At 46.2% G+C, this 14946-nt stretch carries 12 protein-coding genes; 10 read left to right on the forward strand and 2 right to left on the reverse strand.

Translation table 11 applies throughout. The features are described from left to right. Nucleotides 1–2: 2 nt before the first annotated feature. Nucleotides 3–1001 (forward strand): M28 family peptidase, encoded by a 999-nt coding sequence (locus tag NFI80_RS17965; RefSeq protein WP_235165615.1) that lies wholly within the window; start codon nt 3–5, stop codon nt 999–1001. Nucleotides 1002–1003: 2 nt separating this feature from the next. Here the strand turns inward: NFI80_RS17965 and pbpC are convergent, their stop codons facing one another. Then, the gene (gene pbpC, locus NFI80_RS17970; RefSeq protein WP_235165616.1) at nt 1004–3301 is read right to left on the reverse strand and encodes a penicillin-binding protein 1C; all 2298 of its coding nucleotides are present in this window, start codon (nt 3299–3301) and stop codon (nt 1004–1006) included. Nucleotides 3302–3405: 104 nt separating this feature from the next. On the opposite strand from pbpC, the gene glpK reads away from it, so the two are divergent. From glpK to NFI80_RS18000, 6 genes are all read left to right on the forward strand, one after another. Next, nucleotides 3406–4911: a glycerol kinase GlpK gene (glpK, locus tag NFI80_RS17975; RefSeq protein WP_233794713.1), complete on the forward strand. Its 1506-nt coding sequence runs from the start codon at nt 3406–3408 to the stop codon at nt 4909–4911. A 129-nt stretch (nt 4912–5040) separates the two neighbouring features. After that, nucleotides 5041–5850, forward strand: a complete 810-nt coding sequence (locus NFI80_RS17980) for a 3'-5' exonuclease (protein ID WP_233794712.1) — start codon at nt 5041–5043, stop codon at nt 5848–5850. 104 nt (nt 5851–5954) lie between these two features. Beyond that, nucleotides 5955–6308, forward strand: coding sequence for an NADH-quinone oxidoreductase subunit NuoK (nuoK, locus tag NFI80_RS17985; RefSeq protein ID WP_026629568.1), 354 nt, complete (start codon nt 5955–5957; stop codon nt 6306–6308). Nucleotides 6309–6338: 30 nt separating this feature from the next. After that, nucleotides 6339–8255, forward strand: a complete 1917-nt coding sequence (gene nuoL / locus NFI80_RS17990) for an NADH-quinone oxidoreductase subunit L (RefSeq protein ID WP_235165618.1) — start codon at nt 6339–6341, stop codon at nt 8253–8255. A gap of 47 nt (nt 8256–8302) precedes the next feature. Then, on the forward strand, nt 8303–9751 hold the full coding sequence (locus NFI80_RS17995; protein WP_235165619.1) for a complex I subunit 4 family protein: 1449 nt from the start codon (nt 8303–8305) through the stop codon (nt 9749–9751). A gap of 7 nt (nt 9752–9758) precedes the next feature. Continuing rightward, the gene (locus NFI80_RS18000) at nt 9759–11156 is read left to right on the forward strand and encodes an NADH-quinone oxidoreductase subunit N (RefSeq protein ID WP_235161835.1); all 1398 of its coding nucleotides are present in this window, start codon (nt 9759–9761) and stop codon (nt 11154–11156) included. A gap of 2 nt (nt 11157–11158) precedes the next feature. On the opposite strand, the gene NFI80_RS18005 is transcribed toward NFI80_RS18000, so the two are convergent. Next, complete coding sequence (locus NFI80_RS18005) at nt 11159–12082, reverse strand: alpha/beta hydrolase (protein WP_235165620.1); 924 nt, start codon at nt 12080–12082, stop codon at nt 11159–11161. A gap of 363 nt (nt 12083–12445) precedes the next feature. Here NFI80_RS18005 and NFI80_RS18010 point away from each other — a divergent pair, with 363 nt between their 5' ends. The 3 genes from NFI80_RS18010 to NFI80_RS18020 all read left to right on the forward strand — a co-directional run bounded on the left by NFI80_RS18010 (nt 12446) and on the right by NFI80_RS18020 (nt 14940). Next, a complete protein-coding gene (locus tag NFI80_RS18010) occupies nt 12446–13219 on the forward strand; it encodes an alpha/beta fold hydrolase (protein ID WP_235165621.1) in 774 nt (257 codons plus the stop codon). An 83-nt stretch (nt 13220–13302) separates the two neighbouring features. Further along, complete coding sequence (locus tag NFI80_RS18015; RefSeq protein ID WP_233794706.1) at nt 13303–13974, forward strand: CBS domain-containing protein; 672 nt, start codon at nt 13303–13305, stop codon at nt 13972–13974. Nucleotides 13975–14064: 90 nt separating this feature from the next. After that, nucleotides 14065–14940 (forward strand): NAD kinase, encoded by an 876-nt coding sequence (locus tag NFI80_RS18020; RefSeq protein WP_235165622.1) that lies wholly within the window; start codon nt 14065–14067, stop codon nt 14938–14940. Nucleotides 14941–14946 lie beyond the last annotated feature (6 nt).

A 14946-nucleotide genomic window follows, 5' to 3' on the forward strand; every position in this document is an offset into this window, starting at 1 on the left:
ATATGAAAAAGTTAACATTGTTATTGTTTGTCTTCGTGCTGGCCTACGGCTGCAAAACCAAAGACAGTTCCGAACAAGCCGCCGAGCAAGCGCCCGCCCTTGTCAAAAGCCCAGCATTCAGTGAAGATTCAGCTTATAAGTTTGTGCAGAAGCAAGTTGACTTTGGCCCCAGGGTTCCTAATACGAAGCAACACGATGCTTGCGCAGCTTATTTGGCGGCAACACTTAAAGGTTACGGTCTGGATGTTATTGAACAAAAATTCAAAGCAAAAACTTACGATAACCAAACGCTCAACTCGACTAACATTATCGGCAGCTTTAACCCAAAAGCGCAGAAACGGATTCTGCTGGCCGCGCACTGGGATTCACGGCCTTTTTCTGATCAGGATTCTTTGGTTAAAAACAAACCCGTACTGGCAGCAAATGATGGCGCAAGCGGCGTTGGAATTTTGCTGGAAGTTGCCCGCGTGCTTTCTACGCAAAATCCATCTCCTGAAATTGGCGTTGACATTATATTTTTTGATGCAGAAGATTGGGGGAATTCGGAAGTTGCAACTGATGAATACAGCGGCTTTTGCTTAGGTTCCCAATATTGGGCAGCCAACAAACACATTCCAAATTACACCGCTCATTTCGGGATTTTGCTCGATATGGCTGGTGCGAAAGGTGCCACATTCTTTAAGGAAGGCTATTCTGTACAAATGGCTGAGCGCTTTGTAAATACGGTTTGGAATACCGCAAGCAGAATTGGATACAGCAATTTCTTTATCAACGAAAGAGGCGGTGCAATTACAGACGACCACGTGGCGGTTAACAAAATTGCAAAAATCCCGATGATCGACATCATTCATACCAAGCCAAATAACATGTCGAAAACATTCTTTGACCAATGGCACACGAATGATGACACGATGGAACACATTGATCCTAAGACATTAAAGGCGGTCGGGCAGACATTGATGCAGGTGATTTATCAGGAAGCAGCTGATCAGCCTTTGTAGGATCACATTTTTTTGACGGTCACCCAGATATTGGAGTTCCGGCCCTTGTCGTCGCTGCACGAAATTTTAACCCGCCCCAGCGGAAGGCTCACAAAAACGCCTTCATGCGGGGCGGATTTTTGTTTGAGCTTATCATTAATATACCAAAAAACCTCCTGCACGTCATTGGACGTCTGACTAGCGAGCTGGATCTGCTGCGGCTCGTCGGGGCGTAAATAATATTCGCTTCCGTCATTCGGACTCACGATTAATGGCGGCCCTTCATGGAAAACACGTTCACAATCAGGGTTGTGCGGGGGAATTTTTTGGTAAGGGATCTTTTGGAGCTCATTATAGGCGATCAGTTCGGGAGCCAGATTGGCGTAAGCGCGTTTTTCAAAACCATTTTCAGAAAGGCAGTAAGTGCAGTAAGAAATCTTGCCCGGCTTATCCGTAAAAACCCACCGCAGATGCTGGCATCTTTTATAAGCCGACACACCCGTAATGTATTGATCTAAAATCTGATGCGTACAAAACTCAGATGGAATGTCACCGCTCTCTGCGCACACTTTCCGCAATGAGACATTAGCAGGCGTTTCATACCAGCCTTTGGGCGAGTTGTAATCCAATGCATTGAAAATGGAAAACAGCAAAGGCGTAGCCGTGTTTGCGCCGCTCAGCTCGGGAACGCCTTCCCCTGAGAAGTTACCGACCCAAACGCCAATCGTATATCGGCGATTATACCCAATACTCCACGCATCCCGTTTTCCATACGAAGTGCCTGTTTTCCAGGCGATTTTGGGTAAATGATAGGTGTTGTCAAAGTTTGTAGGCAAGTCGGGACGGGTGATCTGGGTCAGAATGTTGGTTAGTAAGTAGGATGCTTCCGGGGAAATGACAGGCGTTCCTTTTTTGTCCAAAGGCGTTTCGGAAGTGTAACGTAATTTTTTCAACTCCCCTTCATTGGAAAATGCTGCAAATAAGTGGGTTAGCTCTTCCAATGTCACCCCGCAGCCCCCCAGGATCATAGAAAGACCCAGATCTTTGGCTTGTTTGTCAATGGTTTTAAATCCTGCTTTCCGCAATTTGGAGATCAAGACGGGCGTGCTTACTTCCTTCAGAATCTTGACTGCCGGAATGTTTAAAGAATTGGCCAAGGCGAATTCCGCCGTAACCGGACCATTGAAATGCTGATCAAAATTCTCCGGCTCATAACCGCTGAAATTGCTCGGAACATCATTTACAATTTTTTTCGGAGTGACCAATCCCAAATCAAATGCCGTCCCGTAGAGCAATGGTTTCAGGGTGCTTCCCGGCGAACGCACAGCCCGGACGCCGTCCACCTGCCCGCCATCGAACACATCATTGAAATCCGCCGAGCCCACATAAGCCTCCACTTCCATCGTCTCATTATTCACCACCAGCACCGACGCATTGTGAATGTTCATCATTTTTCGTCGGTTAATGTAATTTTTAACCTGCTCCTCGATCTGGCTCTGCAATTGAATTTTAAGCTGACTATGGATCACCGGCTCATCCGGATTCTCTTTTTTTAATCGCAATGCCAAATGCGGCGCCAGCTTCGGCGCTTGCAGGCGCTTCACCACCAAAGGCTCATTCAACGCATCCTGAATAATGTTTTTATCAAAAAGCCGCTCTTCCTCAAACCGGCGCAGCCACACATTGCGGGCAGCCACCAAGGCATCGTTACGTGTGCCCGGCCGCAGGCTCGATGGCCGGTTAGGAACAATGGTCAACGCCGTAATTTCCGACAAACTGAGCAACTGAGGCGGTTTTCCGAAATACAGCAGCGAAGCCGCCTTAATGCCTTCAATGTTGCCGCCATAAGGGACCAGATTGAGATACATTTGCAGGATCTCGGCTTTGGAATAATGCAATTCCAGCTGAAATGCACGGTGGATTTCGAGGATTTTATTCAGATAAGTCCGCCTCCGCGGCTCCATCAGCCGCACAACCTGCATGGTAATGGTTGAAGCGCCGGAAGTTCTGCGGCCCGTAAAAATGTTACGGACGCCAGCGCGAGCAATGGCGAAAGGATTAACGCCCGGATGATAGTAAAAATATTTGTCTTCCTTATATATCAATGTCTTACGCAGCAGCGGCGTAATTTCCGAAACGCTGGCATATAAGCGCCACTTGTCTTCTTTACTCAGAAAAGCATGAATCACATTCCCCTTATAATCGGTAACCTGCGTGGCGTAATGGATTTTGGGTTGAAATGGAAAGGCGAAATCGAGGATCAGAAACAGGATAACGGCAGACAGCAAAGCCAGTCCTGCTATTTTGAATTTACGCTTCATTTCCGGAATGTGTGTGAGGGTTCATTTGGCGCTGATTTGTCGCTATCAGGTAATTTTCTCTAATTACTGACTTTATTGCAAAAAAAGCCAATCAAAATACCACCATGTCGAAATACGTAGCCGCCATTGACCAGGGAACCACGAGTACGCGTTGCATCCTTTTCAATCATCAGGGAAATATTGTTTCAGTAGGACAAAAGGAACACGAACAAATTTACCCGCATCCGGGGTGGGTGGAGCATAATCCGACCGAAATCTGGAAAAATACATTGGAAGTGATCGCAATAGCGCGAATCAATGTTTCGGCAACGGCGGCGGACATTGCGGCGATTGGGATAACTAATCAAAGAGAAACGACGGTTGTCTGGAACAAGCGCACTGGCAAGCCTTATTATAATGCATTGGTGTGGCAAGACACGCGCACAACCGAGCTCGTCGCCAAATACGAACGCGAAGGCGGCCTCAACCAGTTCCGCGAAATCACCGGACTTCCTGTTTCCACCTATTTCAGCGGCTTAAAATTGAAATGGCTTTTGGATAATGTGGAAGGAATTCGCGAGGACGCAGAAAAAGGCGAAGCGATTTTTGGCAACATGGACACTTTCCTGATCTGGCATTTGACAGGCGGAACGCATGGCGACGGCGGCATTCACGTAACGGACGTAACCAATGCAAGCCGCACGCAACTCATGAACCTCAAAACATTGCAATGGGATAAGGAAATGCTCGCAGCTTACGACATTCCGGAAAATATGCTGCCCGAAATCAAAAGCAGCAGTGAGATTTACGGCTATGTCAACAACGAAATCCTGCCGGGCGTGCCCGTTGCCGGCGACCTGGGCGACCAGCATGCCGCATTGGTTGGCCAAACTTGCTTCAAACCGGGAATGGCTAAAAACACATACGGCACCGGCTGCTTCCTGGTGATGAACACAGGTAACGAGCTTAAAACATCGGAAAATGGCTTGCTAACAACCATTGCCTATAAATTTGGCGACAATCCGGTCCAATACGCATTGGAAGGCAGCGTCGCGGTCACCGGTGCATTGGTGCAGTGGGTCAGGGACAATTTGGGTCTGATCAAAAAAAGCAGCGACATTGAAAAACTGGCAAAAACCGTCGAAGACAACGGCGGCGCTTACTTTGTGCCCGCATTTTCCGGCTTATATGCGCCTTACTGGCGCAATGACGCCCGCGGCGTGATTGCCGGATTGACAGGTTATGTGAACAAAGGTCACATTGCCAGAGCAGTTTTAGAGGCAACGGCTTACCAAACTGTCGACGTCGTACGTGCCATGGAACAGGACTCAGGCATCAAGCTGGCCTCACTGCGCGTGGACGGCGGAATGGTTTTGAACGAACTGCTCATGCAATTCCAATCGGACATTCTGAATACGCAAGTTGTGTCACCCGCTGTGGCTGAAACCACGGCATTAGGCGCCGCCTACGCCGCCGGCCTGGCCGTAGGTTACTGGAAAAACACCGACGAACTCACCGCCAACTGGGCCATTGCTCACACGTGGAACCCGGACATGGCTAACGAAACCAGGGATAAATTTTACAAAGGCTGGCAAAAAGCGGTTACCAAGTCGTATGGCTGGATGGATTAGCATTGATTTATTAGTATGCCGGGATTAGCAATTTTAACTTTTTTATAATCTATATAAACTAACCTCTTTCTTGCGCTATCTTAGGTTTAGGCGTAACTTCACGGCTCGAAAATCAAATTTCAGTGCCTTATGCATACCCTCCGTCTGAAGAAGCCGCTTGCTTTTTTTGATCTTGAAACAACCGGAGTCAATATCTGCCGCGACCGAATCGTCGAGCTGTCCGTTGTGAAAGCGCTTCCGAATGGAGAAACCGAAATCCGCACCCGGAAAATCAACCCGGAAATGCCTATCCCGCTGGAAAGCAGCCTGATACACGGCATTTACGATGAAGATGTGAAGGACGCGCCTACATTCAAAGGCATTGCAAAAAACCTGGCGACATTCCTGGAAGGCTGCGATCTGGCTGGTTTTAATTCCAATCGTTTTGATATTCCCATGCTCGTGGAAGAATTCCTGCGGGTGGGAGTTGAATTTGATGTGAAAAATCGCAAAACAGTTGACGCTCAGCGGATTTACCACATGATGGAACCGCGTAACCTGGGCGCTGCTTATAAATTCTATTGTGGAAAAGAGCTTGTGAATGCGCATAGCGCGGAAGCAGACACGATTGCCACTTTTGAAGTTTTGCAAGGACAAATTGCTCGTTATGAAGGCGTTAAGGTAGTTGATTCACATGGCGTGGAAACAGAACCGATCAAAAATGACGTGGCTGCGCTTCACGAGCTTACGGCTTCCAAACTGATCGATTTTGCAGGCCGGATGACCTATAACGACAAAGGAGAAGAGGTTTTCAATTTTGGAAAACACAATGGAAAACGCATTGCAGATGTTTTGAAAGCCGAACCTTCGTTTTACGATTGGATCATGAAGGGCGATTTTCCTTTGGATACCAAAAGAAAACTAACCGAAATTAAACTGCGCGCACTGACCCAGCGCTGACATAATCGTTGCGAACGCACTTGAGTAAGTAGTATTTATGTCTATTTTTGCCGGAAATCTATTTTTGACTATTTTAACCGAATATCCAACAAGGTAAACCTGCTATGATCCCAAACCCCAATATTCCAGAGGTCAATATACCGGCGGTTATTCAGAATATTCCCCTTCAACATTATCTAATTCTCAGCACTTTACTTTTTGTAATCGGCATTATCGGCGTACTTACACGTCGCAATGCGATCATCATTTTCATGTCTGTGGAATTGATGCTGAATGCTGCCAACTTGCTCCTTATCGCGTTTTCTTCTTATAGATCTGACCCTTCCGGGCAGGTTTTTGTGTTTTTTATCATGGCCGTCGCCGCTGCGGAAGTAGCTGTGGGACTGGCGATTATCGTAATGATTTACCGGAACACAAGAAATACGGACATTGGATTCCTTAACAAATTGAAGTGGTAAGCATTTGCCAGTAAAGATTAAATATTTAACATGTCTGCATCATTACTCATTCTGATTCCTTTGTTACCGCTGATTGGTTTCCTGATCAACGGAATCGGATTTAAGACTATACCCAAAGGCGCTGTCGGCATTATCGGAACATTGGCTGTTGTGGCGAGTTTCGTGCTGTCGGTGATGACTTTTCAAGCTTTTATAGCGGCTGGCAGTCAGCCGGTTATCGTGCCGCTTTTCGATTGGATCACAGTTGGCAACCTCAACATTCCGTTCTCTTTCCAGGTCGATCAGCTTTCGCTTTTAATGCTGATGATCATTACCGGAGTCGGTTCGCTGATCCACATTTATTCCATCGGCTACATGCATCACGATGAAGGTTTTGGTAAGTTTTTCGCTTATCTGAACCTGTTTTTGTTCTTCATGCTGCTGCTTGTTCTGGGTTCCAATTATGTGATCATGTTCATTGGCTGGGAAGGCGTTGGATTGTGCTCTTACCTGCTGATCGGATTTTGGAATAAAAACACAAATTACAACAATGCTGCCCGCAAGGCATTCATTATGAACCGGGTAGGAGATTTAGGTTTCCTACTGGGGATTTTTACAATCATCTCCACATTCGGTTCGGTTGAATATCTTGAGGTTTTCAGCCAGGCAACGGATTTTGAAATCGGTGATCCCGTGATCATCATGATTACATTGTTCCTGTTTATCGGAGCTATGGGAAAATCGGCTCAAATTCCGTTGTACACGTGGTTACCGGATGCAATGGCGGGTCCTACGCCTGTTTCGGCGCTGATCCACGCGGCTACGATGGTTACGGCCGGGATTTACATGGTGATCCGTTCCAATGTCCTCTATTCACTGGCGCCTTCCACATTGGAAATCGTCGGCATTATCGGTGCGGCGACGGCGTTGTTTGCGGCTTCGATTGGTCTTTTACAAAATGACATTAAGAAAGTCCTGGCCTACTCCACTGTGAGTCAGCTGGGTTATATGTTTATGGGCTTGGGTGCGATGGCTTATTCGGCTTCAATGTTCCACGTTATTACGCACGCATTCTTTAAAGCATTGCTATTCCTTGGAGCAGGAAGCGTGATTCATGCCATGTCCGATGAGCAAGATATCCGTTCGATGGGCGGCTTGCGGAAAAAGCTTCCTATCACGTTCCTCACATTCCTGATTGCAACCATTGCCATCTCCGGAATTCCGCCGTTTGCAGGATTTTTCTCCAAAGATGAGATCCTTGCACACGTTTTCGAGCACAACAAATTGCTTTGGGTAATCGGGGTTTTGGGCTCGTTAATGACCTCATTCTATATGTTCCGCCTATTGTTCCTGACATTCTTCGGAACATTCCGGGGCACGCACGAGCAGGAGCATCATTTGCACGAATCGCCTGCTTCTATGACGATTCCGCTGGTTATTTTGGCGGTTCTGTCTGCGTTAGGCGGATTTATTGGCGTACCGGAAGCATTGCATGGCACACATCATCTGGCTGAATTCATGAGCCCGTTGTATGACGCGTCTCGTCAGGTGAATCCTGAGGCTTTCTTGCCAACGGAGCTTTCGCACTCAGAGGAATATCTGTTAATGGGCGTTTCGGTGGCTGTGGCGTTGGTATCGGCGGTTGTGGCTTATGTTATGTATGTGCAAAAGGCTTCGGTTCCGGCACCGGATTCTCAGCCAAAATCAGCGTTGCAAGGTTTGGTGTACAACAAATATTATGTGGATGAGCTCTACGATAATGTATTTGTGAAGCCTATCAAAACCTTATCCAATATCCTTTACAGTTTTGGAGAGTTCTTTATTGATCTGGTGGTCAATGCTTTCGTAAGACTTACCCAATTCTTTGCAGGGCTTTTGAAGAAAACACAGACCGGTTCCACGGGCGATTATGTGTTTGCCATGGTTCTGGGCATTGTGGTTATCCTGTTTTGGAAGCTTTTACTTTGATCTATAAAATCCGTTCACCATTTGTTGCTGACCGTTGACTTGAAAATATGCTTACTCTTCTGTTAATACTTTTACCCATTGCCGCAGGTGTTCTTACGCTTCTCTCAGGCGAACGCCTCGCGAAGCAAGTTGCTTTGGTGAGCGGTCTGGCTGTGCTTGGCGTTTCCATTGCGACGTGGCTGCAATTTGATCCGGCAGCGGGAACCCAATTCAGCTTTAAATACGCCTGGCTCGCTTCCAGAGGCATTTCCTTCGCCGCAGGCATTGACGGCATCAGCCTTGTTCTGGTTCTGCTGACGACATTTCTGACACCGCTTATCATCCTTTCGGCTTTCAACCATGATTACAGGAAGCCTGCTTCCTTTTATTCGCTGATCTTGTTCATGGAAGCCGCCTTAATCGGTGTTTTCACGGCCACGGATGCGTTTTTGTTCTATCTGTTTTTCGAAGCGGCGCTGATTCCGGTTTACTTCCTGGCAGCGATATGGGGTGGAGAAAATCGTCTGAAAGTAACATTCAAGTTCTTCATTTACACCATTTTCGGAAGCTTGTTAATGCTGGTTGGACTCGTTTATCTGTATTACCAAACACCCGGCACGCATACTTCTGAGATCACCGCATTTTACGCATTGCAACTTGCCAAACCGGTTCAGGGCTTCATCTTCTGGGCGTTCTTTATTGCCTTTGCAATTAAAATGCCTTTGTTCCCATTCCATACATGGCAACCAGACACTTACACAGAATCGCCTACACCAGCAACCATGCTCCTTTCCGGTATTATGCTGAAAATGGGGGTTTATGGTCTGATCCGGTTCCTGCTTCCGATCGTTCCGGGCGGAATGGAAACCTGGGGCACGATGGCGATGGTCCTTTCCGTGATCGGCATCATTTACGGTTCTATCATTGCCATTCAGCAGAGCGATATGAAGCGTTTGATCGCTTATTCGTCTTTTGCGCACGTTGGTTTGATGGCCGCAGGTGTTTTCTCTTATTCGATCAATGGCTTGCAAGGCGCATTGATTCAAATGCTTGCGCACGGAATCAATGTGATCGGGCTGTTTTTCATCATTGATATTATTTACAGCCGCACCAAAACACGTTATCTGGATCAGCTTGGCGGCATCACGCAGAGCACACCGCATTTGAGCGTTTACTTTATGATCCTGCTCCTGGGAAGCGTTGCGCTTCCGTTAACAAATGGTTTTGTAGGCGAATTCCTGTTACTATCCAGCGTTTTCCAATACGATGGCTGGCTGGGCGCAATTGCAGGACTTACCATCATTCTGGGGTCCGTTTATATGCTGCGGATGTTCCAAAAATCAATGTTCGGCCCGCGTTCCAAGTGGGTTGAAGGATTCCAGGATCTTACCATGAGTGAGCGCGCTGTGCTTTTGCCTTTGGTGATCATGGTTTTCTGGATCGGCATTTACCCCAACACATTTCTGAAATTAACAGAGCCAGCTGTAAGTCAACTTTTACAAATGGTTAATAACTAGTCAAAATATGTATCCCATTATATTGTTGTCTGTTCTTGGCGTCGTAACCCTGTTTCTGGGCTTTTCGAAATCAAAGAATGTTTTGCTTCCTGCCGTATTATTTTTCCTTGTCCTGGCTATTGCGAGCAATTTCGTGGAGTGGAACAAAGGACCGCTGCTTTATTTTTATGATATGCTGCGGGTTGATAATCTGACACTTGCATTCAACGGCATCGTGCTGCTATCGGCTTTTATGATCGTGGCGATTTCAGGAGGCTTCCAGGAAAACCCTGATTCCGAGCCAGCAGAATATTTTGGGTTAATGCTTTTCTCGCTGGTTGGTGCGTTGATGATGATCGGTTTTGAGCACATGATCATGCTTTTTATCGGTGTGGAAATCTTGTCTGTCGCGATGTACATTTTGACAGGAAGCAACAAACGCAACCTGCGTTCCAATGAAGCTGCATTGAAATACTTCTTGATGGGCGCTTTCGCAACGGGCTTTATGCTTTTCGGCATGACCTTGATTTACGGGGCAACAGGCTCATTCAAACTCAGCCACATTCACGGTTTTGCTTCGAACATTCAGGCAGATGCACAGCCTTATATCTTATATGCGGGATTGCTTTTGCTGTTAATCGGCATGTTGTTCAAAGTTTCGGCTGCGCCATTCCACTTCTGGACGCCGGATGTTTATGAAGGAGCACCGACGATCTTTACCACATTCATGTCTACAATTGTGAAAACAGCCGGTTTTGCTGCTCTTTTCCGTTTGTTAAACACCTCATTCAGTGAAATATATGGCTTTTGGTGGATCATTATCGCAACCATTGCCGTGCTTACTTTACTCGTGGGGAACATTGGTGCAACGAGTCAGAACAGCTTTAAAAGAATGCTGGCCTATTCCGGGATTTCACATGCGGGTTATATGCTTATCGCTTTAACCGCATTGACCAAGCCTTCCCAAAATGCAATCGTATTTTACTCCCTGGCTTATTCATTGTCAACGATCTGTGCTTTTGGCGTACTAATGTTGGTTTCCAGAGAAAAAACACTCGAAGGACAGCCTAACGAACGCTACGAAGCATTTAATGGTCTGGCTAAACAAAATCCTATGCTGGCATTCGTGCTCGCGGTTTCCATGCTATCATTGGCAGGGATTCCTCTGACAGCTGGTTTTTGGGGTAAATTTTTCATCTTCACCAGCGCGGCAGACAGAGGAATTATCTGGATCACCGTTATTGCCGTGTTGATGTCCGCGGTGGGTATTTATTACTATTTCCGCGTGATCATTTCGTCTTATTTAAAAGAAGGAGATTTGATCAAGATCCGCGTTGCCCCATTTTATCAGGTGATTTTATTGCTTGCCACATTCCTGACTATCCTCTTCGGACTTGCTCCCGGCGTGTTTGAAGGCCTGTTATAAGGTTATTTTGAAGGCAAAAATTCGTTGACTTTCATCCAATGCAGGCAACGACCAAACCACTCGCTGAAAGCAGGCGTTTTGAGATACCCGTGCTCGCCTTTGGAATAAATGTGCATATCGGCTGGAATGCTCACCGCATTAAGCGCCTCATAAAACTGAATGCTGTTGGAAACCGGCACAACCGTGTCATCACCCGCATGCGTCAAAAACGTGGGTGGCGTGCTTTTGGTGACTTGCAGTTCATTGGAAAAATATTTAAGCTTCTCCTTCGTCGGCGTCTTTCCGAGCAGATTGCTGCTCGAACCTTTATGCCCGATAAGGTCCATCAAACTGATCACCGGATATACCAGGATCATAAAATCCGGCCTGAGGCTGGTTTTCATTGGGTTGGCAATAAATGTGCTGTCATAATGTGTCCCTGCGGTCGCGGCTAAATGTCCGCCTGCTGAGAAGCCCATAATGCCAATCTTTGCCTGGTTAATCTTCCATTTTTCCGCCTGTTCCCGGACCGTCTTGATCGCCTGCTGCGCATCCTGTAACGGCCCCAGCGACTTATCGGACATAATTTTGTCGTCCGGCAACCTGTATTTCAGTACCATCGCTGCAATGCCCGCTTTGTTAAGCGCTTTGGCCACCTGGTGTCCCTCTCGCTCCATCACTAGCACGCCGTAACCACCGCCCGGACAAACGATCACTGCTGCTCCGGTTGAGGCTGACGCAGGCGGCAGATAAACCGTTAATGTGGGCCGGGACACTTTCCTAGCGATCTGATCAACATTCGTCTCCTCATCCGGCACTTGAATGGAGTTCGGAATTTTGTCGGGATAAAGCGGCATGACTGTCTGGGCAAACGCCTGAAAAGTGCTGGATGAAATGAGTAAGATACAGAATCCGAGAGTTGTAGAAAATGCTTTTCGGGGCGTCATGTTAATTAATCGTGTTTTAATTTTTTTCTAATCAGGATAAGTCTAAAATGTAACTAAATTTCGGTTACACATTATCTTTCCTGAAACGAAGTATGAAATGGCATTTTTTTACCTGGACCTGAAAGTGGGCAGAATCGCAGGCACATCTGCATTCAACGTAAACCAAATTGCACCATTCTACGTTATGCTTCAAATTTTGACATTATTAATATAATATTTACAAGAAAATAGAATTTGCTTTGTTACTTTATGTCTGTTACCAATAAAAAAATTTAACTAGTTTTGTAGCTTATGGAAATCATGCACTAGTTTCTTTGAAGTGTTATAAAATGAGCCATATCATAATCAATCCACAATAACAGAATGAAATATCCAGTACATGCAGAAGGTAGGTTTCAGTTTATCGACGAGGGAAAAGGCGAAACATTACTGCTTTTGCATGGTCTTTTCGGTGCGTTGAGCAACTGGGACGGCATCATAGATCATTTTTCCAGTCGCTTCCGCGTTATAATTCCTTTGCTTCCTATTTATGAACTGCCTCCGCGAGAAGCCGGATTGGAAGCGCTTTTAGCCTTTTTGGAAGATTTTGTGTCCTTTAAAAACCTGGCGAATGTGACCGTGATCGGAAACTCTCTGGGCGGCCACATTGGACTATTGTATACTTTAAAGAACCAGGAAAACGTTCACAAACTGGTTTTGACGGGAAGTTCGGGCTTATTTGAAAACTCAATGGGCGGCTCTTTCCCGAAGCGTGGCAGTTATGACTACATCAAAGAACGTGTTGCATATACATTCTACGATCCGGAAGTGGCAACCAAGGACCTGGTTGACGAAGTTTTCGAAACCACGTCGAGCATTCCTAAATGCATGAGCATTGTGGGCATAGCAAAATCTGCGCAGCGACATAATCTTGCGAAAGATCTGCATGAAATCAATGTTCCTACGTTATTGGTCTGGGGATTGAATGATACGATCACGCCGCCGCATGTGGGCTATGAATTTAACAGGCTTATTGCGGGTTCGGAGCTGCATTTTATTGATCACTGCTGCCATGCGCCCATGATGGAACGCCCTCATGAATTTAATGTGATACTGGAAAGCTTTCTGGAAAAACATATTTCAGTGCCTGTTGCCTGACATTTTTCTGAGGGAATTTCTTTTGATACGAAAGTTGTTACATATATAGTTTTTTTATAGATTCGAAAAATGACGATCTGAATATGCTTGCTGCTACCCTGATTAATCCCATGATCCCAGTCCTGAAACTGACCGATTCGGTTAGCACGGCATTGGACTGGATGGATGAATTTGGTGTAAAGCAGCTTGTCGTGGCAGATGCCGGCATTTATCAGGGAATTGTGTCCGAGGACATTCTTTATGATGTCACGGATAATTCGGACCCGCTTGCGAAGATCATTATCCAGCACAAGGATATTTTTGCTTCCGAAGACCAGCATCCTTACGAACTTTTACGGCTTGTAAATCAATTCGGCTTGCTGATTATACCGGTTTTGCATGAAGACCGGAGTTTCGCAGGAAGTATTTTAGTAAATGATCTGATCGAACATTTCGTCAATGAGCTGGGTGTTCAGGAAAAAGGAGCTGTTATAGTGCTTAAAATTGCCGAACGCAGCTATTCGCTTTCAGAGATCAGCCGTTTGATCGAATCCAACGGCACAAAGGTCCTGAGCAGCTATTATTCGTCCGGAGAAAGCTACAATCCGCTGAACGAAGCGAAGCTTACATTAAAACTCAACCGGACGCACATTACGCCTATTATCGCTACACTCGAGCGTTTTGGTTATGAAATTGAAGAAGCGCATGCCAATGACCCCATCGAAAGCGTAGATCAGGAGCGATTGGATATGCTTTTGAGATACCTTGCCACCTGATTTCTTCACATTAGTTCAACGGCCGGTATTTTGAATCGGCATATTTGCGCGTATCTTTCGGAAGAAACAAGATGATCTACTTTTTCTTCCATGAAAATAGCAATTCACGGACGCAACTTTAATGAGTCCGCCCGCCCGTTCATTGAAAACATGTTCAATGAGCTGTCTCGCCGGAAAGTTGAAGTCCAGCTCTCCAAACCCTTTCGGAATTTTCTGGATCAGAACGGGATCACGCACTACTCAGAGCTTGTTTACGAAAAACCCGACGAACTTTTTGACGCACGCCTGATCGTGAGTATGGGCGGGGACGGAACATTGCTTGAAACCATTTCACATGTTGGAAAAAGGCAGATCCCGGCCATAGGGATCAATGTGGGCAGGCTTGGTTTTCTGGCCACCGTTCCTCCTGAGCGGATCACAGATATGATCCAGGCGCTGGAAAACAACCAATACAGGATCGACGAAAGGACATTAGTAGAAATAGAATCCAATATCGATTTATTTGATGGCCAGAATTTCGGTTTAAATGATTTCACGATCACAAAAACCGATACTTCGTCCATGATTACGGTTCACACCTATCTCAATGATGAGTTTCTGAACTCCTACTGGGCCGACGGCCTGATCATTTCTACTCCCACCGGCTCAACAGGTTATTCGCTCAGCTGCGGCGGACCGGTTCTTGTTCCGCATTCCCAAAATTTCATTATTACGCCCATCAGCCCGCATAATTTGAATGTCCGACCTTTGGTTTTAGAAGATACTGCGGTCATCAGACTGGAAGTAAAAAGCCGCAGCAACAATTTTCTGGTCTCTCTGGATGCAAGGTCAAGGGTTGTTGATGAAAACACCTTACTAACCGTTAGAAAAGCCGGGTTCATCGCGCGATTAATAAAAATGCACGACGACAGTTTCCTTAATACATTGCGAAGCAAGCTTTCCTGGGGATTGGATATGCGGAATTAACACATT

The organism is Dyadobacter chenhuakuii (genome assembly GCF_023821985.2).
Classification (GTDB): Bacteria; Bacteroidota; Bacteroidia; order Cytophagales; family Spirosomataceae; genus Dyadobacter; species Dyadobacter chenhuakuii.

What these genes read in the sequence shown, in the direction of transcription:
- NFI80_RS17995 (WP_235165619.1), top strand. Translation starts at nt 8,303, where the DNA reads ATGCTTACTCTTCTGTTAATACTTTTACCCATTGCCGCAGGTGTTCTT.
- NFI80_RS18005 (WP_235165620.1), bottom strand. Translation starts at nt 12,082, where the DNA reads ATGACGCCCCGAAAAGCATTTTCTACAACTCTCGGATTCTGTATCTTA.
- NFI80_RS17965 (WP_235165615.1), top strand. Translation starts at nt 3, where the DNA reads ATGAAAAAGTTAACATTGTTATTGTTTGTCTTCGTGCTGGCCTACGGC.
- NFI80_RS18020 (WP_235165622.1), top strand. Translation starts at nt 14,065, where the DNA reads ATGAAAATAGCAATTCACGGACGCAACTTTAATGAGTCCGCCCGCCCG.
- nuoK (WP_026629568.1), top strand. Translation starts at nt 5,955, where the DNA reads ATGATCCCAAACCCCAATATTCCAGAGGTCAATATACCGGCGGTTATT.
- NFI80_RS18010 (WP_235165621.1), top strand. Translation starts at nt 12,446, where the DNA reads ATGAAATATCCAGTACATGCAGAAGGTAGGTTTCAGTTTATCGACGAG.
- NFI80_RS17980 (WP_233794712.1), top strand. Translation starts at nt 5,041, where the DNA reads ATGCATACCCTCCGTCTGAAGAAGCCGCTTGCTTTTTTTGATCTTGAA.
- NFI80_RS18015 (WP_233794706.1), top strand. Translation starts at nt 13,303, where the DNA reads ATGCTTGCTGCTACCCTGATTAATCCCATGATCCCAGTCCTGAAACTG.
- NFI80_RS18000 (WP_235161835.1), top strand. Translation starts at nt 9,759, where the DNA reads ATGTATCCCATTATATTGTTGTCTGTTCTTGGCGTCGTAACCCTGTTT.
- pbpC (WP_235165616.1), bottom strand. Translation starts at nt 3,301, where the DNA reads ATGAAGCGTAAATTCAAAATAGCAGGACTGGCTTTGCTGTCTGCCGTT.
- nuoL (WP_235165618.1), top strand. Translation starts at nt 6,339, where the DNA reads ATGTCTGCATCATTACTCATTCTGATTCCTTTGTTACCGCTGATTGGT.
- glpK (WP_233794713.1), top strand. Translation starts at nt 3,406, where the DNA reads ATGTCGAAATACGTAGCCGCCATTGACCAGGGAACCACGAGTACGCGT.